17 protein-coding genes are annotated in these 19,687 nt (G+C 54.3%); 11 read left to right on the top strand and 6 right to left on the bottom strand.

Annotation, left to right across the window (positions count from 1 at the left end; all coding sequences use genetic code 11):
- Nucleotides 1-120: 120 nt before the first annotated feature.
- The 6 genes from cmk to ACT3TF_RS11355 all read right to left on the bottom strand — a co-directional run bounded on the left by cmk (nucleotide 121) and on the right by ACT3TF_RS11355 (nucleotide 8,608).
- A complete protein-coding gene (gene cmk, locus ACT3TF_RS11380) occupies nucleotides 121-810 on the bottom strand; it encodes a (d)CMP kinase (protein WP_444672237.1) in 690 nt (229 codons plus the stop codon).
- Nucleotides 803-3,082 carry a bifunctional prephenate dehydrogenase/3-phosphoshikimate 1-carboxyvinyltransferase gene (locus tag ACT3TF_RS11375; RefSeq protein WP_444672236.1) on the bottom strand — a complete coding sequence of 760 codons (2,280 nt, stop codon included), beginning with the start codon at nucleotides 3,080-3,082 and terminating at the stop codon, nucleotides 803-805. The genes cmk and ACT3TF_RS11375 overlap by 8 nt, the downstream gene beginning before the upstream one ends.
- Nucleotides 3,083-3,087: 5 nt before the next feature.
- Nucleotides 3,088-4,179, bottom strand: coding sequence for a prephenate dehydratase (pheA, locus tag ACT3TF_RS11370; protein ID WP_096280211.1), 1,092 nt, complete (start codon nucleotides 4,177-4,179; stop codon nucleotides 3,088-3,090).
- 6 nt (nucleotides 4,180-4,185) lie between these two features.
- Complete coding sequence (gene serC, locus ACT3TF_RS11365) at nucleotides 4,186-5,289, bottom strand: 3-phosphoserine/phosphohydroxythreonine transaminase (RefSeq protein ID WP_444672235.1); 1,104 nt, start codon at nucleotides 5,287-5,289, stop codon at nucleotides 4,186-4,188.
- On the bottom strand, nucleotides 5,273-8,032 hold the full coding sequence (gene gyrA / locus ACT3TF_RS11360; RefSeq protein WP_444672234.1) for a DNA gyrase subunit A: 2,760 nt from the start codon (nucleotides 8,030-8,032) through the stop codon (nucleotides 5,273-5,275). Before gyrA ends, serC begins: the two co-directional genes overlap by 17 nt.
- Before the next feature lie 141 nt (nucleotides 8,033-8,173).
- Nucleotides 8,174-8,608, bottom strand: a complete 435-nt coding sequence (locus ACT3TF_RS11355; RefSeq protein ID WP_096282364.1) for an acyl-CoA thioesterase — start codon at nucleotides 8,606-8,608, stop codon at nucleotides 8,174-8,176.
- Between the two features lie 175 nt (nucleotides 8,609-8,783).
- On the opposite strand from ACT3TF_RS11355, the gene ACT3TF_RS11350 reads away from it, so the two are divergent.
- From ACT3TF_RS11350 to nth, 11 genes are all read left to right on the top strand, one after another.
- Nucleotides 8,784-9,713: a recombination-associated protein RdgC gene (locus ACT3TF_RS11350; protein WP_444672233.1), complete on the top strand. Its 930-nt coding sequence runs from the start codon at nucleotides 8,784-8,786 to the stop codon at nucleotides 9,711-9,713.
- A gap of 105 nt (nucleotides 9,714-9,818) precedes the next feature.
- Nucleotides 9,819-11,000, top strand: coding sequence for a 1-acyl-sn-glycerol-3-phosphate acyltransferase (locus ACT3TF_RS11345; RefSeq protein WP_441684415.1), 1,182 nt, complete (start codon nucleotides 9,819-9,821; stop codon nucleotides 10,998-11,000).
- A 115-nt stretch (nucleotides 11,001-11,115) separates the two neighbouring features.
- Complete coding sequence (locus tag ACT3TF_RS11340; protein ID WP_096280222.1) at nucleotides 11,116-11,397, top strand: hypothetical protein; 282 nt, start codon at nucleotides 11,116-11,118, stop codon at nucleotides 11,395-11,397.
- A 103-nt stretch (nucleotides 11,398-11,500) separates the two neighbouring features.
- Complete coding sequence (metG, locus tag ACT3TF_RS11335) at nucleotides 11,501-13,537, top strand: methionine--tRNA ligase (protein WP_444672232.1); 2,037 nt, start codon at nucleotides 11,501-11,503, stop codon at nucleotides 13,535-13,537.
- 180 nt (nucleotides 13,538-13,717) lie between these two features.
- Entirely contained in the window at nucleotides 13,718-14,299 is a 582-nt protein-coding gene (gene rsxA, locus ACT3TF_RS11330; protein ID WP_096280226.1) for an electron transport complex subunit RsxA, read from the top strand.
- Nucleotides 14,300-14,311: 12 nt separating this feature from the next.
- Entirely contained in the window at nucleotides 14,312-14,923 is a 612-nt protein-coding gene (gene rsxB / locus ACT3TF_RS11325) for an electron transport complex subunit RsxB (protein WP_444672231.1), read from the top strand.
- On the top strand, nucleotides 14,907-16,595 hold the full coding sequence (rsxC, locus tag ACT3TF_RS11320) for an electron transport complex subunit RsxC (protein WP_444672230.1): 1,689 nt from the start codon (nucleotides 14,907-14,909) through the stop codon (nucleotides 16,593-16,595). The genes rsxB and rsxC overlap by 17 nt, the downstream gene beginning before the upstream one ends.
- Entirely contained in the window at nucleotides 16,592-17,626 is a 1,035-nt protein-coding gene (locus ACT3TF_RS11315; RefSeq protein WP_444625491.1) for an RnfABCDGE type electron transport complex subunit D, read from the top strand. The genes rsxC and ACT3TF_RS11315 overlap by 4 nt, the downstream gene beginning before the upstream one ends.
- Nucleotides 17,623-18,258 (top strand): electron transport complex subunit RsxG, encoded by a 636-nt coding sequence (gene rsxG, locus ACT3TF_RS11310; RefSeq protein ID WP_444672229.1) that lies wholly within the window; start codon nucleotides 17,623-17,625, stop codon nucleotides 18,256-18,258. The genes ACT3TF_RS11315 and rsxG overlap by 4 nt, the downstream gene beginning before the upstream one ends.
- 11 nt (nucleotides 18,259-18,269) lie before the next feature.
- Nucleotides 18,270-18,968, top strand: a complete 699-nt coding sequence (locus ACT3TF_RS11305) for an electron transport complex subunit E (RefSeq protein ID WP_444625570.1) — start codon at nucleotides 18,270-18,272, stop codon at nucleotides 18,966-18,968.
- A gap of 66 nt (nucleotides 18,969-19,034) precedes the next feature.
- Entirely contained in the window at nucleotides 19,035-19,673 is a 639-nt protein-coding gene (gene nth, locus ACT3TF_RS11300) for an endonuclease III (protein ID WP_444672228.1), read from the top strand.
- The last annotated feature ends 14 nt before the right edge of the window (nucleotides 19,674-19,687 follow it).

Here is a 19,687-nt window from a genome sequence, read left to right as displayed (position 1 = left end):
GGCCTAATGTCACTCAGCCTTCGGGGGTGTTAACGCTGGTTAGACCTGACCGGGCTCACCGATGTGAGTTTAGTGCCCTGCCACGTCGTGACACCTATCCAAAAGCGCCGCAAGGGAGAATCACACGCCGCTTACAAGCCCACGTTGGGCTAGCAGTTCGGTCAGTCGATCAACCACTTCCGGTATGCTCAGACGCGTGGTATCAAGCGTTATGGCATCATCTGCCGGCTTGAGAGGTGCCACGCTGCGCTGCATATCACGTGCATCGCGTGCCTGAATCTCCTTTAAAAGACTCGGAAGACTAGCATCCACCCCGGCTTCCTGCAACTGCAGATAGCGCCGGCGAGCGCGTTCGTCGGCGCTCGCCGTTAAAAAAATCTTCAGCGGGGCATCAGGAAAGACCACCGTTCCCATATCGCGACCGTCCGCCACAAGCCCCGGCGCTTGACAAAAATCACGCTGGCGTTGCAAGAGAGCTTGGCGCACTAATGGCAAAGCGGCCACCCGCGAAGCACGCTCACCGGCGTCTTCGGTGCGAATGACTTGGCCGACATCATCACCTTCAAGCATTGTTCGCGGCCGGCCATCCTCAATCGGGAACGCAACATCCAACTGCTCAGCTAAACGCGCTAAAGCAATTTCATCGTCTGCGGCCACATCATGATTAATGGCCGCCTGCGCCGTTAACCGATAAAGCGCACCGCTATCTAGCAGATGCCAGCCCAACCTCTCTGCTACTAAACAGCTGATAGTGCCTTTACCGGCACCGCCGGGGCCATCAATCGTCAGAACGGGGACACGGTCATTCATGCGCGCCCTCCACGCTGATGCCCATGCCTATACGCGTGGCTAACTCAACAAAATCCGGGAAAGAGGTGGCCACGTTGGCACAGTCTTCAATGACAATGTCATCACCAGCGCGCAGCGAAGCGATCGCAAAGGCCATAGCAATACGATGGTCACCCAGGCTATCAATGCGCCCACCGCCATAGCTGGCGACCTGCGCATTACCATTACCGGTAATATCGATGCCGTCTTCTACTACGGTGTGCTGAACGCCTAGAGTAGCAAGGCCATCCGCCATTGCCTGAATACGATCTGATTCTTTAACGCGCAGCTCTTCTGCCCCTCTAAGCCGCGTTATGCCCTCTGCATTTGCAGCGGCAATAAACAGCGCAGGAAACTCGTCAATCGCCAGCGGCACTTGATCAACGGGGATATCGATTCCCTTTAGCGGTGCGTAGCGAATGCGTATATCCGCCACCGGCTCGCCGCCCACTTCGCGCTCATTCTCTAGCAGCAAATTAGCGCCCATCAAGGTAAGGATATTAATCACACCTATGCGCGTTGGGTTAATGCCCACGTGCTCAAGGGTAATATCAGCCTCTGGGGTAATCGCCGCCGCGACTAAGAAAAACGTCGCTGAAGAGATATCCGATGGCACGTCGATAGGAGCTGCGGACAGCTTGCCGCCGCCCTGAAGCCAGCACGTATCGCCATCACGAGAAACCGCATAGCCGAAACCGTTAAGCATGCGCTCAGTGTGATCACGCGTGGGGGCAGGCTCACGCACTCGCGTTTCGCCCTGTGCGTACAATCCGGCTAACAATAGGCAAGACTTCACCTGCGCACTGGCCATAGGCATATCGTAATGAATGCCTTTCAGCGCAGCGGCACCGCGAATTTTGAGCGGCGGACGTCCGCCCTCAGCGGTATCGATCGTCGCTCCCATTAGGCGCAGCGGATCGGCTACGCGCCCCATCGGCCGCTTAGTTAGCGATTCATCGCCGGTTAGCTCGCTGTCGAATGCCTGACCGGCCAGCAGACCAGAAAAAAGTCGCATAGCGGTGCCGGAATTACCCACGTATAGCGGCCCAGCAGGCGCCTTTAGACCGTGCAGGCCTACGCCATGAATAGTAACTCTCCCCTGCTGCGGCCCCTCAATCGCCACGCCCATTTCACGAAATGCCTGCAGCGTCGCTAAGCTATCTTCGCCCTCTAAAAAGCCTTTAACTTCAGTCACACCTTCCGCCAGCGCACCCAGCATTATAGAGCGATGAGACATAGACTTATCGCCCGGCACGCGCAAATGCCCTTTTGCTTGGCCGCCTGGCCGCACACGGTAGGTCACCTTACCTTGTGGTTGCATATGATATTCCGCCTGATAGCTGGTTTTATTCAATAAAGAGTCGAAATAGTGCCGGGCATGGCTGGCGCGATCAAAGGTGGCAATCAGCGCATCGCTATCACCGGACTCTACCGCATGACGAAGGCGCCCAAGCCCTGCTTCAAAATCATCTAGCGATGCCAATACCGCGTGTTTATTGGCGATAAAAATATCTCGCCACATGACCGGATCGCTACCCGCAATCCGCGTAAAATCACGAAAACCACCCGCCGCATAGCGAAAAATATCGAGTCGCTCATCCTGACGAGCAAGCGTATCAACTAGCGAAAATGCCAATAAATGCGGCAAGTGGCTGGTCCGTGCCAATACCTGGTCATGGCGCTCAACGTCCATCTCCACCACCTCGGCACCGCAGTCTTGCCATAGCCTGCGGACTCGATCCAAAGCATCGCGGTCAACGTCAGGCTCTGGTGTCAGAATTACTTTATGATCCACATATAATTGTGGGTTTGCGGCTGCTACACCGCTTTTTTCTGAACCTGCAATCGGGTGGCCTAACACCAAGTTAGTCGGCACTCTGCCAAACACACGCAGCGCGCAGGCCCGAATGGTTGCCTTAGTACTGCCGACATCCGTCATAACGACATTCGGGGCAGCCCTTGGCAGCGCATCGGCTAGGTTAGCCATAACGCTCTCCATGGCCAGCACCGGCACTGCCAGCACGATCATAGAGGCCCCTTCCACCTGTTCAGCAAGACAAGTGCCACCTGAATCGATCAAGCCCATTTCAATCCCGCGAGCGATCTCATGCTCATCAGGATCGCAGGCAACTATCTGCCCCTGAAAACCCGCCACGCGAAGCGCGGATGCCAATGAACCGCCAATTAACCCTAAGCCAACAATTAACAACCGCGACTCATGAGATGCAGACTGACAGAGATGTTCCGATGCCATCAATGTCACAGCACGCCTATGGGATAAGAACCTAGCACCCGCAAGTCAGCCGCACGCAGCCGTACTTCTTCAAGCACCGCGGCAACGCGTGGCTCATCACGATGGCCTTTAAAATCAATGAAAAAGACGTAATTCCAAACACCAGTACGCGAAGGACGCGTTTCAAGGCGGGTTAAGTCAATTTGATGGCGATGGAACGGCTCTAGCAGCGCGTGCAACGTACCCGGCTGGTTGCGCATAGCAACCACAATGGAGGTTTTGTCCTCGCCAGCCATCGGCACATCCTGATTACCAATAATCAAAAACCGCGTGGAGTTATCAGGGCGGTCTTCAATCTTCTCGGCGATATGCTCTAGGCCATAAAGTTTAGCCGCCATGTCGCCAGCAATCGCCGCGCTGTGCCACTCAGTTTTCACCAGCTTTGCCGCTTCAGCATTAGAAGACACCGGCACACGCTCAGCATGGGGATAGTGGGCATCCAGCCATTTACGGCACTGGCCGAATGACTGGGGGTGTGAATAGATGCGCGAGACTTTGTCACGGCGGGTCGTTTCACTGACCAGCAGGTGATGATGAATACGCAGCACCACCTCACCACAAATTTTGATCGAGGAGTCCATAAAAGTATCAAGGGTGTGGTTGACCACACCTTCAGTGGAATTCTCCACGGGCACAACGCCATAATGAACGGCGCCCGCCTCTACCTCGCGAAACACCTCATCGATAGCCGCCATTGGCAGACTAACGGCGCTTTCACCAAAGTGCTTAAGTGCCGCCTGCTGTGTAAACGTACCCTCAGGACCTAAATACGCCACTTTAACCGGCTGCTCTAATGCCAAGCAGGCCGACATAATTTCGCGAAACAGACGCGCCATTTCTTCGGAATCGAGCGGCCCTTTGTTCAAAGCCATAATGCGGCGCAGCACCTGAGCCTCTCGCTCAGGGCGATAAAACACCGCGTCCTTGTCTTCAGCCAGCTTAACGTTGGCTACCTGCTGAGCGCAGCTAGCGCGCTCGCTGATCAGCGTTAGAATCTCGCTATCAAGCTGATCGATACGCTGGCGAAACTCGTCTAAGTTGATCGACGAATTGGACATGGTGATTTAGCCCCTTGTTTGTTCGAAATCAGCCATAAATGCAATTAATGCATCTACTGCAGACTCAGGCACCGCGTTATACAGGCTGGCACGCATACCACCGACGCTACGGTGGCCTTTTAAATTCAGCAAACCTGCGGTGTCGGCTTGTTGTAAGAACGCCTTATCCAGCGCTGCATCGGCCAATACAAAAGGCACATTCATCCGCGAGCGATTGGCCTTAGCAATGGGATTGCTATAAAAATCGCTGGCGTCAATCGCAGCATATAGCTTGTCGGCTTTACGCTGGTTCATAGCATCCATAGCGGCCAAACCGCCAACATCATCTTTAAGCCACTGAAAAACTAAACCGGCCAAGTACCATGCGTAGGTCGGCGGGGTATTCACCATCGACCCTGCTTCAGCCAGCATTTTATAGTCAAACAGAGAGGGAATATTCGCCTGAGCTTGGCCTAGTAGATCGTCACGAACGACCGCGAGCGTTAATCCGGCAGGACCAATATTTTTCTGTGCCCCGGCGTAGATAACGCCAAACTCGCTAACGTCGATGGGCCCCGAGAGAATATTCGATGACATATCGCAGACCAACGGCACATGACGGCCATCAGCCCGCTGCGTGTCAGGCGTATAGTCAAACTCCAGGCCACCAATTGTTTCGTTAGAGGTGTAATGCAGATAGCCTACGTCGTCACTCAGCTTGATGCTATCGCGTGCGGGCACCGCCGTATGTCCATTGAGCTCACTGCTGGCCGACACATGGCAGTCGAAACCAAGGCGCTTAGCCTCAGAGAGTGCTTTTTTGCCCCAGATACCCGTCTGAATAAAGTTGGCGCTACCGCCCTGGCCCAACAAGTTCATCGGCAGCATGGCAAACTGCATGCTAGCGCCACCTTGCAAAAACAGTACTTTATAGTTCTCAGGCACATTCAGCAGCTGACGAAAATCGGCCTCAGCACGCTCTGCAATGGCAATAAACTCATCGCTGCGGTGGCTCATTTCCATAACAGAAAGGCCACGACCTTGGTAATCCAGCAGCTCTTCACGCGCCCGTTCAAGCACGGCTACTGGCAGGGCCGCGGGCCCTGCGCAGAAATTATAATGACGTGTCATCAGTCCCCGTTTCCTGTGCATCATCGGATGATTCGCCTGCCTCGGCACGCTCAAGGCTGTTTTGTTCAAGACCGTCCTCGACAAGAGCACCAAGCTCATCAGCTTCTTCCGACTCACCGATTTCTTCCGGCTCATCAACGCGGACTGTCTTGACCAGCTTCTCTTCTTTACCCAAGCGAATCAGCATCACGCCCTGGGTATTACGCGACGTGGTAGAAACTTCTTCTACGCGGGTACGCACTAGCGTTCCACGGTCTGTGATCAGCATCATTTCATCGCTGTCATAAACCTGCATCGCCGCCACTAGTGCTCCATTACGCTCGCTGGTTTGCATGGCGATAACACCCTGACCACCGCGGCCACGCAGCGGAAACTCTTCAAGGCGCGTACGCTTGCCGTAGCCATTTTCACTGGCGGTCATGATATAGATCTGACCGTCGGCGGTTTCGGCCGCAGCGCTCTCAACTGAAGCGTCTTGCGTTTCGCCTTCGGCATCTGCTTCAGCATCAATCTGCTGACTCTTCGGAATAATCAGGCTGATGACTTCCGCATCACCCGCCAAGCGCATGCCGCGTACACCACGTGCGGTACGACCCATAGCGCGGGCATTGCCCTCTTCAAAGCGAATAGCCTTGCCATTAGACGACAACAGCATGGCATGATCATCACCCGTGGTAATTGCCGCACCGACAAGGCGATCACCTTCTTCCAGATCAATCGCAATAAGACCGACGCTGCGCGGACGTGAGAACTGTTCAAGGCTCGTGCGCTTCACGGTGCCTTTGGCCGTCGCGAAGAAAATATAGTGCTCGGGATCGTAGTCACGCACCGGCAGAATAGCGTTTACCGCCTCGCCTTCTTCTAGCGGCAGCATGTTCACCAGCGGTTTACCGCGTGAACCACGGCTAGCATTCGGCATTTCGTACACTTTCAGCCAATACACTTTGCCGCGGTTAGAGAACAGCAGCACGGTATCGTGCGTCGATGCCACCAGCAGGTGCTCGATGACATCTTCATCTTTCATCGCCGTTGCGGACTTACCGCGACCACCACGACGCTGCGCCTGATAATCAGACAGCGGCTGCGTCTTGGCATAGCCAGAGCGCGACACGGTGACAACCATGTCCTCTTCGGCAATCAAATCTTCAATCGAAAGATCTAGATGACTGGCCTGAATTTCAGTCCGACGGTCGTCAGCAAACTGATCACGTACGGCGTGCAGCTCTTCACGAATAACTTCCATCAAGCGATCTGCCGAGGCCAAAATCTCGGTCAGCTCAGCAATTTTCGACAGAATAGACAGGTACTCATCAAGGAGTTTCTCTGTCTCAAGACCCGTCAAACGATGCAGGCGCAGCTCAAGGATGGCCTGGGCCTGGGCAGGCGACAGACGATACGACGTGGCTGCCGTGTTTAAGCCGAACCCTTCGTCTAGCTCTTCTGGCTTGCATGACGTAGCGCCCGCCCGCTCAAGCATCGCGGTTACCTGGCCAGGCGGCCAGGTTTTAGCCAGCAGCTTTTCACGCGCTTCTGCAGCGTTGGTCGAGGCCTTAATCAGCTCAATTACTTCATCAATATTAGAGATAGCGACAGCCAAACCTTCAAGCAGATGGCCACGCTCACGCGCTTTTTTCAATTCATAAAGCGTACGCCGAGTCACCACTTCGCGGCGGTGGCGAATAAAGGCTTCAAGCATCTCTTTGAGATTCAGCGTGCGCGGCTGGCCGTTTTCAAGCGCCACCATGTTAATCCCGAACACGTTTTGTAACTGCGTCTGGGCGAACAGGTTATTGACCACTACTTCGCCGGACTCGCCGCGCTTGATTTCAATCACCACGCGCAGGCCGTCTTTATCCGATTCATCGCGCAGCTCAGCGATGCCTTCAATTTTTTTCTCTTTCACCAGCTCGGCGATTTTTTCAATCAACCGCGCCTTGTTCACCTGATACGGCAACTCGGTGATGATAATGTGGTCGCGACCGGTTTTATCGTGATGCTCAATCGTATGGCAGGCGCGCACGTAAATGCGCCCGCGGCCAGTACGGTACGCAGACAAAATGCCCGCACGGCCATTGATAATCGCGCCGGTGGGGAAATCAGGACCAGGGATGTACTCCATCAGGTCATCCACCGACAGCGTGTAGTCATCAATGAGCGCCAAACAGCCGGCGATCACTTCACGCATGTTATGCGGTGGAATATTGGTCGCCATGCCTACAGCGATACCAGACGAGCCGTTGATCAGCAGATTAGGTACTTTGGTGGGCAGCACGGCGGGGATACGCTCGGTGCCATCGTAGTTATCTACCCAATCAACGGTATCTTTTTCAAGATCAGCCAGTAGTTCATGGGCAAGGCGCGACATACGCACTTCGGTATAACGCATTGCAGCCGCGTTATCCCCATCAATAGAACCGAAGTTACCCTGACCGTCGACCAGCACATGACGCATTGAAAAGTGCTGAGCCATACGAACGATGGTGTCATAAACCGCGCTATCACCGTGCGGGTGGTATTTACCGATAACATCGCCAACGACACGCGCCGACTTCTTATACGGTTTATTCCACTCATTACCTAGCTCATGCATGGCAAACAGCACACGCCGGTGAACCGGTTTCAGGCCGTCACGTACGTCGGGTAACGCGCGACCGATAATGACACTCATCGCATAGTCGAGATACGACTGTTTGAGCTCGTCTTCAATATTGACGGGCAAGATTTCTCTGGCGATGTCACCCATGAAAGTCAGATCCTTGGCACTGCGAGAGTTGAAAGCGCTTAAAAATACCGCCCATGAAGGCACAGCATCTGGGCGCGCAAATATTCCCCATCATACCACCGCAAAAGCACCAAGGGCAGCCAGAGAGCCCAGCAAAGCCTTTTAGAGGCTAAATGCCTCTTTTGTGATCGTTAATGCGCTCAGCGTTTCACGCACATCACCCTCAATAGCGGCGGCCTTATTAGCCTTTAGCTCCAATAGCACAAACGTTAAATCTGCTTGGGCGATCAGCGTACCGTCCTTACGGATAATACGGTGGTGGCATAGCCCACTACGCTCCCCAACGTGAACAATACCGGTAAGAATTTCCAAGTCATCACCATGGCGTGCCGCGGCGAGATAATCAATATTCAAATTGACGACAACAAACGCCCTCCCTGCCTTATGAAGCGTTTGAATCATTTCGGGATATTGATCAAAAAAATCCCAGCGCCCCTCCTCCATAAACTCTAGGTAGCGGGCGTTGTTAACATGGCCATAGCCATCCAGATGATATCCCCGCACGCGCAGCTGAACTCGCGACAACGATGCTGTCATAGCCATTTCTCTCTCTTTAGCTGTTCAAAAACTAGCTGTTAAGAAAGCTAGATATGCAAAAAGTCAATCAAACACAAGTTTGAAACAGATGCAACAATGTGGATTGCCGGTAGCGTACTGGTAGGAATGCCACTCTTTCGCCATAATGTGCCACCTTTTGAACAGGATTGGCCTCATGTGGTTTAAGCACTTGCATATATACCGCCTGCACGACGCGCCTGAATTGAGCATCGATGCGCTCGCTCGCGCTTTAGATGAGCATTCCGCCAAACCACTGGGCAACGCCGATGCGCGCCGACTTGGCTGGACAGCGCCAGCAGGACGTCTGGGTAGCGGGCAGCTTGTACATGAAATCCAAGGGCATCGCCTGCTTTCAGCTCTGCGCCAAGAGCGCCTACTGCCTGCATCTGTCGTAAAAGAAGAAGTTGACGAGTTGGTAGCAGACATCGAGGCCAGTGAAGGCCGCAAAGTGACTCGCAAAGAAAAGACCGCCTTCAAAGAGCAAGTAACCGAAGACCTGCTGCCCCGCGCGTTTGTTCGTAGCCAGAAAATTGATCTCTGGTGGGATACCCGCGGCCAGCTGATTGGCATCAATGCCAGCTCGCGCACCCGCGCCGAGGATATCCTGGATTTACTGCGTGAAACGCTAGGCAGTTTGAAGGTCACGCCGCTCAGTTCGCAAACGCTCCCTATCCGTGCGATGACGACGTGGCTAGGCGACGCTGCTAGCCGCCCTGCCGACCTGCAGCTAGGCGATCAGGTAGAGCTCAAAGCAAAAGGCGATGATGGCGTGCTACGGGCCCGGCAAGTCGATCTTGATAGCGATGAAATTCAGCAACTGCTTGAAAGCGGCCGCCAAGCTAGCAAGCTCGCCATTAGCCTGGAAGGACGCTTAAGCTTTGTGCTGCATGACGATCTTGCGTTGAAATCATTGCGGTTTGGCGATGCACTCATTGAAGAAGCCGACCATGCTGACGACGGCGATGACGCCCTTGCTCGCCTGGAAACGGACTTTATTTTAATGGCGCAAGCATTGTCTGAAGACATTCCTCGCTTAATAGAATGGTTAGGCGGCGAGACGCAGCGGGAACCTGCGGCTCAGTAATGGGCTCTCAGTTCTCCATAGGGATTCAGTTCTCCGCAGGGATAGCGCATTCCTTCGCCTCGATACTATTCGTCGACACTTTTTATTTATCAGCCAACGGTTCGCATGACTCAATACAATAACGCTACCAACGTCTCTACCACGGCAGATCCATGGGCCGATATTCGGCCCTTTATGGATAATGAAGTGGCCGATGTGCTTGCCAGGCTCTCCCGCGATAACGAGCTGCTGGATGCGCTGACGCGTTTTCGGCTGCCTCGCCTAGCGCGCTGGGCCCCTTCGATTGCACGTACGCTTGCTAGCCGTGCAGTGCGCCGTGAAGTCAAAGATGTATCGAGCGTTTATGAGTTTCAAATGCGCATTGCGCATTATATGGAACGCATGATTCGCACCACGACGGATGCGTTTGAAGTCACCGGGCTTGACAAACTCGATCCTAACGGCGCTTACCTCTTTATTGGTAATCACCGCGATATCTCCCTGGACCCTGCTTTCGTTAACTACGCGCTGTACCAGGCCAATCGCGACACGGTGCGTATTGCGATTGGCGACAATTTGCTTAAAAAGCCCTATGTCACCGATCTGATGCGGCTCAACAAAAGCTTCATTGTTCCGCGCAGCGCGCGGGGCAAGCGAGCAATGCTGGCGGCCTATCAGCAGCTTTCAGCCTATATTCGTCACACCATTACCGAAGACCAGCACTCCATTTGGATGGCTCAGCGTGAAGGCCGCGCCAAGAACGGCATCGACCACACCGAGCCGGCCATAATCAAAATGCTCATCATGGCCAAGCGCCTTTCAGAACGCGATATGGTCTTTGGTGAAGCCATCGCCGAGCTAAAATTGGTACCCGTATCGATTAGCTATGAGTATGATCCTTGCGATGTGCAAAAGGCCCAAGAGCTGCATGATGTGGACACTCAGGGCAGCTACGCTAAGGGTGAATTTGAAGATATTCGCTCTATTGTGGCCGGCATCACAGGCTCTAAAGGGCGCGTAAGGCTGCATTTTGGCAGCCCGGTTGGCTCGGACATGGCAACGCCTGATGAAGTAGCCGCCGAAATTGATCGCCAAGTTATCGGCGGATATCGACTTTTTCCAAGCCATTACCTAGCCTTAGAAGCACTTGGTGAAGCGCCTGAGCTAGTGGCACGCAAGGCCATCACTCGACAAGATAGGGAACGTTTTAATGCTCGACTAGCCGAGGTTCCGGCGCCGCTGCGCCCTTACTGGCTTGCTCAGTATGCAAACCCTGTTAAGCATAAAGCGGGCCGTTTGACGCTTTAAGGTAAGGCCGCTTATAGCAGACAAGTCATGCCCGTTAGCTGAAAAAATGCTATGGTCAGAATATTGATTGGTCTCGCTTGGTGTTAATGCTGATCGCGATCTTAAGGAGACACCCATGTCCGGTTCAGAAATTCAGAAAACACGTGTCATCAACGAGCTACGTGGTTTCATTCGCAAGTTGCTGGAAGACCCAAAAATTCTCGAGCAATCATTGGCCATTGCGCGCCAGCAGCTAACCGAGGGCAACAGCCCTGCGGCGATGGTGCGTATCGCCAACGAAATCTCTGACACCACCAGTGTGCATATTCCAGAAGATCCCGCTGAGCACTCTGACGCCGACAAACTCTTTTTAGAGCTACTGCGCGAAGTGGTCCAAGAAGAGCAGGCGCTGTATTAAGCGCTACTCACGACAGCGCCATCGGCGAAGTGTTTAGCGACTTCGCCGCCTTGTTTGTTCCCGCCTCACCCGCACTCTTATCCACTCGGAACTAATCTTCACCATGTCTAACACCGCCACGCGCAATATTTTGGTGACTAGCGCGCTCCCTTATGCCAATGGAGCCATTCACCTCGGTCACTTACTTGAGTATATCCAGACTGATATCTGGGTACGTTTCCAGAAAAGCCGTGGCCAACAGTGCTACTACGTGTGTGCAGATGATGCTCATGGCACCGCTATTATGCTACGTGCTGAGCAGGAAGGCATTTCGCCTGAAGCGCTGATCGAGCGCGTTTCACAGGATCATCAAACGGACTTCGCGCGCTTTGGGGTTGGGTTCGACAACTATCATTCCACACACTCCTCTGAAAACCGTCACTTCAGCGAAATGATTTATAAGCGCCTGCGCGATAAAGGCCATATTGCTACGCGCGATATAGAGCAGATGTTTGACCCGCAAAAAGGACTGTTTCTCGCCGACCGCTTTATCAAAGGCACCTGCCCTAAATGCGCTTCTGACGACCAGTACGGCGACAATTGTGAGAAGTGTGGCGCAACGTACACTCCCGCGGACTTGATTAACCCGGTCTCGGCTATTTCCGGCGCAACGCCCGAAGTACGCACCTCGACACACTATTTCTTTAAGCTGCCCGACTTTGCGGATTTCTTACAGCGCTGGATTGATGATGGCCACGTGCAGCCGCAAATTCGCAATAAGCTCATGGAATGGTTTGAGTCTGGCTTTAACGAGTGGGATATTTCCCGCGACGCTCCCTATTTCGGTTTTGAGATTCCCGACGCGCCGGGCAAATACTTCTATGTGTGGCTAGATGCGCCGATTGGCTACCTGGCGAGCTTTAAGAATCTGTGCGACCGAGAAGGCATTGATTTCGACAGCTACTGGAAGAAAGGCTCTGAGGCCGAGGTCTATCATTTTATCGGCAAAGATATTGTCTACTTTCACGCTCTATTCTGGCCGGCCATGCTGCATGGTGCAGACCTGCGCACGCCCACTGCCGTCAACTGCCACGGTTTCCTAACCGTTGATGGTGCCAAGATGTCAAAATCTCGCGGCACCTTTATCAAGGCAGCCACTTACGCGGATCATCTAAACCCTGAATACCTACGCTATTACTTTGCTGCCAAGCTGACGTCCAAAGTGGATGACCTGGATTTAAACTTGGATGATTTTGCCGCACGGGTAAATTCAGACCTAGTTGGCAAGGTGGTCAATATCGCCAGTCGCTGCGCCGGTTTTGTGAAAAAGCTCGGCGGCGGGCAGCTAGCGGAGCACTGCGCCGAACCTCAAATGGTCGCCCGTTTTATTGCGGCCGGTGACGAGATCGCCCAAGACTTTGAAGCGCGTGAATTTAGCCGGGCCATGCGCCACATTATGGAATTGGCGGATGAAGCGAACACTTATATCGCTGAAAAAGAGCCCTGGGCACTGGCTAAGCAAGAGGGTCGCGAAGCCGACGTGCTTGAGATCTGCTCGGTAGGCATTAACCTGTTCCGCCAGCTAATGGTTTACCTTGCCCCGGTCATCCCAGCCATGGCTGAACAAGCGCGCGCGTTCCTTAACGTTGACTCGTTAGACTGGCACAGCCGTCAACGCATACTGACCAGCCATTCGATCAATAAGTTTAAACCCCTAATGACCCGCGTTGAGCGCGACAAAATCGATGCGATGATTGAAGCATCGAAGGAAGATCTTGTGGAAGAGCAAAAACTCAAAGAAGCGCCGAAAGGTCCGTTGGCAAAAGACCCAATCGCTGCCGAAATTGACTTTGAAACCTTTGCCCAGGTTGACCTGCGCATCGCGCGCATCGTTAAAGCTCAGTATGTCGAAGGCGCTGATAAACTGCTGCAGCTGACGCTCGACTTAGGCGGCGAAACGCGCAACGTGTTCTCCGGCATTCGCTCGGCCTATGCACCAGAAGCACTTGAAGGGCGCTTAACGGTAATGGTAGCTAACCTAGCCCCGCGCAAAATGCGCTTTGGCCTATCAGAAGGCATGGTGCTCGCCAGTGCTAATGAAGAAGGCATTTATTTACTAACGCCTGACAACGGAGCCGAACCAGGCCAGCGCGTCACGTAACGTATATAAAACACGCTATGTTAAAGGCAGAGACAGTGCGCTCTGCCCTTTTACGTTTTTAAACATTCATACTGCCACTTCGTACGGCGTTAGTGCCGAGCAACCTATAGGCTAGCCCCTCATCAATCATTCAATCGCCCCCCTAGCAACTGCCGAGCTTTGTTCGCACAATACGCCATCATGAGTGAGCTATTTATTATTTTGATCAGCACTGCGCTGGTTAACAACTTTGTATTAGTCCAGTTTTTGGGGCTGTGCCCCTTCATGGGCGTCTCCAATAAGCTGGAGTCGGCCATGGGAATGTCGCTTGCCACCACGTTTGTATTGACCTTGGCATCGGCAGCAAGCTTTGTGGTTTATCACGGCCTACTAGTGCCGCTGGACGTAACGTACCTGCGCACCATCAGCTTCATTGTGGTCATTGCCGCGGTGGTTCAATTCACCGAAATTATGGTGCGCCAGCTGAGCCCGCTTTTGCATCAAGTGCTGGGTATTTTTCTGCCCCTTATCACGACTAATTGCGCGGTATTAGGCGTCGCGCTGCTATCGCTAAACCGCGACCTTAGCTTTTTTCATACCACGCTATACGGGCTAGGGGCGGCGCTAGGGTTCTCATTGATTTTGGTTTTGTTTGCCGCGATGCGCGAACGTTTAGCGGGTGCAGACATCCCGGCACCGTTTAAAGGTGCCGCCATTGCGATGATTACCGCAAGCCTTATGTCATTAGCATTTATGGGCTTTTCTGGATTAGTGCAGGGATGAAGGCCGCGCATAATGATTAACACACTGGATGTCATCAGTATTGTTAGCGCAGTGGCGGTGCTTACGGGCCTAGGCATTGGTTTTGGCGCCCTTTTAGGCCTCGCCAGTGAGCGCTTCAAACGTGAAGATAACCCGTTAGTTGAGCAAATTGATGCGCTCTTGCCCCAGACCCAGTGCGGCCAATGCGGCTATCCTGGGTGCCGCCCCTATGCCGAGGCGATAAACCAGGGCGATGCGCTCAACAAATGCCCCCCGGGTGGCGAAGCAACGATTCACGCGCTGGCTGATTTGTTAGGTCGCGAGCCAGCACCGTTGGATGGCGAAGTGCAAAGCGAAGTTAAGGTAGCGTTTATTCGCGAAGCGGAGTGCATTGGCTGCACAAAATGTATTCAAGCCTGCCCCGTCGACGCCATTATTGGTGCCGCCAAGCTCATGCATACCGTGATTGAAGATGAATGTACCGGCTGCGACCTGTGTTTGGACCCTTGCCCCGTTGACTGTATCGATATGCTAACGCGCAGCACGCCTCTCAACGATTGGCAGCCACTCAGGGCGCAGTCATCTAACGTCATTGCCAGCGACCAATCAGCGCTGTCTGAGGATGCTCATGCCGACCGCGTTTGATTTTCCAGGCGGTATTTACCCGCCCGAGCGCAAGCGTCGCTCTCAGCAATCGGCACTGCTTGAAGCACCGCTTCCTCGCCAGGTGATACTGCCCCTTCACCAGCATAGCGGCCAGCCCTCTACGCCCTGCGTTAACGAAGGTGATGCGGTGAAGGTCGGCAGCATTATCGCCCGCCAAGAAGGCATGATTTCAAGCCATCTACACGCCAGCATTAGCGGCGTCGTTGCCAAGATTAGCGCGACCCAGATAACCATCGACAGCGATGGACGTGATGACTGGCAGCGCTTGCCTGCGATGAACTGGCAGCTTAGCGAGCCACCTGCCCTTTTAGAGCGCTTAAACGACAGCGGTATTGTTGGATTAGGCGGCGCAGGCTTTCCCACCCACATTAAGGCACGGGTGATGGAACAGCATTCGATTCATACGCTGGTGATTAACGCCGCCGAATGTGAGCCTTACATCACAGCCGATGACCTCACGCTGCGCCACTATGCCGGTGATGTGCTCGAAGGCGCGCAGCTAATAGCCAAACTATGCGGTGCAAGGCATATCGTCATTGGCATTGAAGACAACAAGCCTGAGGCCATTGAAGCGCTTCGCGAGGCGCTGCCACTTAGCCAACCTCTGATCGTTCAACTCAACGTCATTCCTACCCGCTACCCCAGCGGCGGCGAGCGACAGCTGATTAGAAAGCTGCTCAACCTAAACGTGCCAAGCGGTGGCCTGCCCGCAGACGTAGGCGTGGTGTGTCATAACCCCGGCACCCTACTAGCCTGCCTTCAAGCTGTACGCGACGGGCAGCCACTAATTTCCAGAGTGGTGACTCTGACAGGCGACGCCATTACATGCCCTGGCAATCGCTGGGTGCGCCTAGGCACCTCTATTCAGGAACTGCTGGAGCAGGTAGGCCTTAACCGCGCACAGCTGAGCCATGTCATCCAAGGCGGCCCCATGATGGGCTCCCCGCTGCTAACGCTAGCGACACCGGTCACGAAGCTCACCAACTGCTTAATCGCCGCAACGTTCGATGAGTTGCCGCAGGCTCCGGCTGAATTGCCCTGCATTCGCTGCGGCGAGTGCGAAAGCGTGTGCCCGGTGGCGCTATTGCCACAGCAGTTGCACTGGTACGCACGTGCCAAAGACGATGCCAGGATGGAGCGCTATCATCTGTTTGACTGCATTGAATGCGGAGCCTGTAGCTATGTCTGCCCGAGCCACATTCCGCTGGTCGATGATTATCGCGATGCCAAAAACCGCCTACGCCATCAGCGTATAGAAACGCTGAAAGCCGAGCATGCCAAGCACCGCTTTGAGTTCCGCCAAGCGCGGATCGCTAGGGAAGAGGCTGAGAAACAGGCCCGGCGCGAGGCCCGCCAGTCACAAAACCGCCGAACGCCGCCTGCGACTGCACCCGCTAACAGCGGAGAAGTTGACCTACGCGGTTTGCGGATTGCTCATGCTGCAGCCAAAGCGTCGGTCAAAAAAGCCGAAAAAACCTTGGCTCGGGTGGCCCAGGAAGACCCAAAACAGTCGCTTGAAGATCTCGAAATACAGCTTGCGACCGCGCAGGAAAACTTTCGCGCTGCCGATTTACAGCTGGCCCAGGCACGCAAGCAGCAGGCCGCTGAAGCGCCCGCGCCCGCGCCCGCTCAGAATAAGGAATCATTATGAGCATGATGCAGGCCTCTCAGACAGGCAGTGGGAACACCGCAGCCAAAAGGCCATCAACTGCGAACATCATGCGCTGGGTGATCATTGCCACCCTACCGGGCATCGTCACGATGAGCTATTTTTTTGGCCTTGGCGTACTGAGCAACATGCTGCTAGCTGCAGCGTTCGGTATGGCGTTTGAAGCGGCCATACTGCGGCTACGTAAACGACCGATACGCGTCACGCTGAATGACTCAAGCGCCCTGCTGACAGGTATTCTTCTCGGCGTATCACTGCCGCCTGCCAGCCCCTGGTGGCTAATCGGCGTGGGCATGGTGGCAGCCATCATCGTAGCCAAACAGCTATACGGTGGATTAGGGCACAATCCTTTTAACCCAGCGATGGTCGGCTATGCGCTGCTGCTAGTGTCATTTCCCACCTATATGACGCTGTGGGCACCCCCTCAAGGCGCTGTACCCAGCGACTTATGGGCTCAAATTAGCGGATCGCTACCGACAGCCCAGCTTGATAGCTTGAGCGGCGCCACGCCGCTGGATGCGTTTAAACATAAAAGCGAGGCGATGCTTGCCAGCGAATTCTGGGCAGCTCAGCCACTGCCCTCAGGAACGCTAGCCGCCTGGCGTTTAATCGCTATCGCCTGGCTAGCGGGGGGCCTACTTTTATTGGTGAAGCGCATTATCAGCTGGCACATTCCAGTAGCGATGCTGAGCAGCATGATGTTGCTGGCTACGCTGTTCTACCTTAACAATCCAAGCCACGCTGGCTCTCCGCTACTGCATCTGGTGACGGGTGCAACGCTATTCGGGGCATTTTTTATCGCCACCGACCCCGTTTCTGCGGCCACCAGCCGGCGTGGAAAACTCATCTATGGCGCCGGTATTGGCGCACTGATCATGATAATCCGCAGCGTGGGTGGCTATCCCGACGCGGTTGCTTTTGCAGTGCTGTTAATGAATCTCTGCGTACCTCTGCTGGATCTGTATAGCGTGCCTCGCCCAATGGGCCACGCAGCGCGCGGAGGTCGGCGATGACGCCACGCCAAGCTATGCAGCGTGGCGCAATCGCACTGGGCACCTTTGCACTGGTAACCGCCGGTAGCGTTGCTTTCACGCGCACACTCACCGTCGACCGCATAGCAACGCATCAGTTAGCTTATCAGCACCGTCAGCTTCAACAAGTGCTGCCCAGCGCGCTGGCTAATACGCCCATGAAGCGCGTATTAGAGAGTAGCTTCACGCTCCCCAACGTCGAACGCCTTGGGCTAGCTTCTGGTGCTCAGGGCTGGCGGATTAGCGATCAAGGCCGCAGCGCGCTGGTTTTCCCGGTAGTGACACGCCAAGGTTATAATGGCGAAATTCATCTTTTAATTGGCATTGATGGACAACAGCGAATTACTGGCGTACGCGTTACCCAGCACCAGGAAACGCCGGGTTTAGGCGATGACATTGAGCGTCGCCGCAGTGACTGGATTACCGATTTTGACGGTCTGGATTTAGACAGCCTGCGACCCGACGACTGGGCGGTTGATAAAGACGGCGGTCATTTTGATGCCTTTACGGGGGCCACCATTACGCCTCGCGCCGTGGTTAATGCCGTGCACAACGCATTGCAATACGCCGCCGACACGCCGCTAGCTATTCCAAATGAGGAGCCAGGCACATGAAATCCAGCGCCATGAGCCAATGGCATCAGCTTGCTCGCGAGGGCCTGTGGTCCAATAACCCTGCACTTGTGCAGCTGCTAGGGCTTTGCCCGCTGCTTGCCGTTAGCACTAGCGTCGTCAACGCCCTGGGGTTAGCCCTTGCCACACTAATGGTGATGGTCGCTGCCAGTACCACCATTTCGCTGATTCGCCACCAGGTACCCAGCGCAGTACGCCTGCCCGCCTTCGTGATGGTGATTGCGGCCTTTGTTACCTGCGCAGAGCTACTGATGGCCGCGTATGCCTACCCGCTTTACCAAGTGCTGGGGATATTTATTCCCTTGATTGTCACCAACTGCGCCATTCTGGGTCGCGCGGATGCGTTTGCCTCGCGCCAACCCGTGCTGCCCGCGGCCATAGATGGCTTTATGATGGGCTTAGGTTTTGGCGCCGTATTGATACTGCTGGGCGCACTGCGTGAATTGCTGGGCCAAGGAACGCTGTTTAGCGATATGGCGCTGCTATTCGGCTCGGCGGCAAGCGGCTGGCAACTCACTATCGCCGATGACTATCAGTTTCTATTCTTTGTGCTACCGCCGGGGGCTTTTTTCGTGGCTGGGATGCTAATCGCGCTAAAAAATGTTCTCGACCAGCGCCAACGCTCCCGAGCCAGCCCGGTAGTGGCTCCTCGCACAGAGCGGCGCGTACGCGTGACCGGTACGATTAAATAATCGACACGTATTATTCAACGCGTCGGTTTAATACGCAGTTTGGTTTTATCATTTAAGAGAACATCCATGAATGCCCTAAAGCGCCATGAAATTTTTTCCCGCCTGCAGGCAGAAAACCCACACCCGACCACTGAGCTTAATTGGCATACACCGTTTGAGCTGCTGGCCGCCGTACTGCTATCAGCTCAATCCACAGATGTCGGTGTCAACAAAGCCACTGCGCGACTTTACCCGGTGGCCAACACGCCCCAGGGGATCATTGATTTAGGGGTCGATGCGCTTAAAGACCACATCAAAACGATCGGTTTATATAACACTAAAGCCGAAAATCTGATGAAAACCTGTCATATGCTCGTCAATCAGCACGCTGGCAATGTGCCTAATACTCGCGAAGCGCTAGAAGCACTGCCCGGCGTCGGCCGTAAAACGGCGAATGTGATTCTTAATACGGCGTTTGGCCAGCCCACCATGGCGGTCGATACGCATATCTTCAGAGTCTCTAATCGTACCGGCATCGCACCAGGTAAAAACGTTGTCGAGGTAGAGCAAAAGCTGCTGCGCCATGTACCCAAAGCGTTTCTGCATGATGCGCATCACTGGCTGATACTGCACGGACGCTACACCTGTATTGCGCGAAAACCCCGCTGTGGCAGCTGTATCATTGAAGATCTATGCGACTTTAAAGACAAAACTGAGCTTGCCTAATGCCTAACACCCAA

This window comes from Halomonas sp. AOP25-F1-15, from assembly GCF_052378675.1.
Taxonomy (GTDB): Bacteria; Pseudomonadota; Gammaproteobacteria; order Pseudomonadales; family Halomonadaceae; genus Vreelandella; species Vreelandella casei.
The sequence above is the reverse complement of the archived record's forward strand: the minus strand, read 5'-3'. Positions and strand labels throughout refer to the sequence as shown.

What these genes read in the sequence shown, in the direction of transcription:
- ACT3TF_RS11315 (WP_444625491.1), top strand. Translation starts at nt 16,592, where the DNA reads ATGAGCATGATGCAGGCCTCTCAGACAGGCAGTGGGAACACCGCAGCC.
- rsxC (WP_444672230.1), top strand. Translation starts at nt 14,907, where the DNA reads ATGCCGACCGCGTTTGATTTTCCAGGCGGTATTTACCCGCCCGAGCGC.
- metG (WP_444672232.1), top strand. Translation starts at nt 11,501, where the DNA reads ATGTCTAACACCGCCACGCGCAATATTTTGGTGACTAGCGCGCTCCCT.
- ACT3TF_RS11305 (WP_444625570.1), top strand. Translation starts at nt 18,270, where the DNA reads ATGAGCCAATGGCATCAGCTTGCTCGCGAGGGCCTGTGGTCCAATAAC.
- nth (WP_444672228.1), top strand. Translation starts at nt 19,035, where the DNA reads ATGAATGCCCTAAAGCGCCATGAAATTTTTTCCCGCCTGCAGGCAGAA.
- rsxB (WP_444672231.1), top strand. Translation starts at nt 14,312, where the DNA reads ATGATTAACACACTGGATGTCATCAGTATTGTTAGCGCAGTGGCGGTG.
- gyrA (WP_444672234.1), bottom strand. Translation starts at nt 8,032, where the DNA reads ATGGGTGACATCGCCAGAGAAATCTTGCCCGTCAATATTGAAGACGAG.
- ACT3TF_RS11350 (WP_444672233.1), top strand. Translation starts at nt 8,784, where the DNA reads ATGTGGTTTAAGCACTTGCATATATACCGCCTGCACGACGCGCCTGAA.
- rsxG (WP_444672229.1), top strand. Translation starts at nt 17,623, where the DNA reads ATGACGCCACGCCAAGCTATGCAGCGTGGCGCAATCGCACTGGGCACC.
- pheA (WP_096280211.1), bottom strand. Translation starts at nt 4,179, where the DNA reads ATGTCCAATTCGTCGATCAACTTAGACGAGTTTCGCCAGCGTATCGAT.
- ACT3TF_RS11375 (WP_444672236.1), bottom strand. Translation starts at nt 3,082, where the DNA reads ATGGCATCGGAACATCTCTGTCAGTCTGCATCTCATGAGTCGCGGTTG.
- rsxA (WP_096280226.1), top strand. Translation starts at nt 13,718, where the DNA reads ATGAGTGAGCTATTTATTATTTTGATCAGCACTGCGCTGGTTAACAAC.
- cmk (WP_444672237.1), bottom strand. Translation starts at nt 810, where the DNA reads ATGAATGACCGTGTCCCCGTTCTGACGATTGATGGCCCCGGCGGTGCC.
- ACT3TF_RS11340 (WP_096280222.1), top strand. Translation starts at nt 11,116, where the DNA reads ATGTCCGGTTCAGAAATTCAGAAAACACGTGTCATCAACGAGCTACGT.
- ACT3TF_RS11345 (WP_441684415.1), top strand. Translation starts at nt 9,819, where the DNA reads ATGACTCAATACAATAACGCTACCAACGTCTCTACCACGGCAGATCCA.
- ACT3TF_RS11355 (WP_096282364.1), bottom strand. Translation starts at nt 8,608, where the DNA reads ATGACAGCATCGTTGTCGCGAGTTCAGCTGCGCGTGCGGGGATATCAT.
- serC (WP_444672235.1), bottom strand. Translation starts at nt 5,289, where the DNA reads ATGACACGTCATTATAATTTCTGCGCAGGGCCCGCGGCCCTGCCAGTA.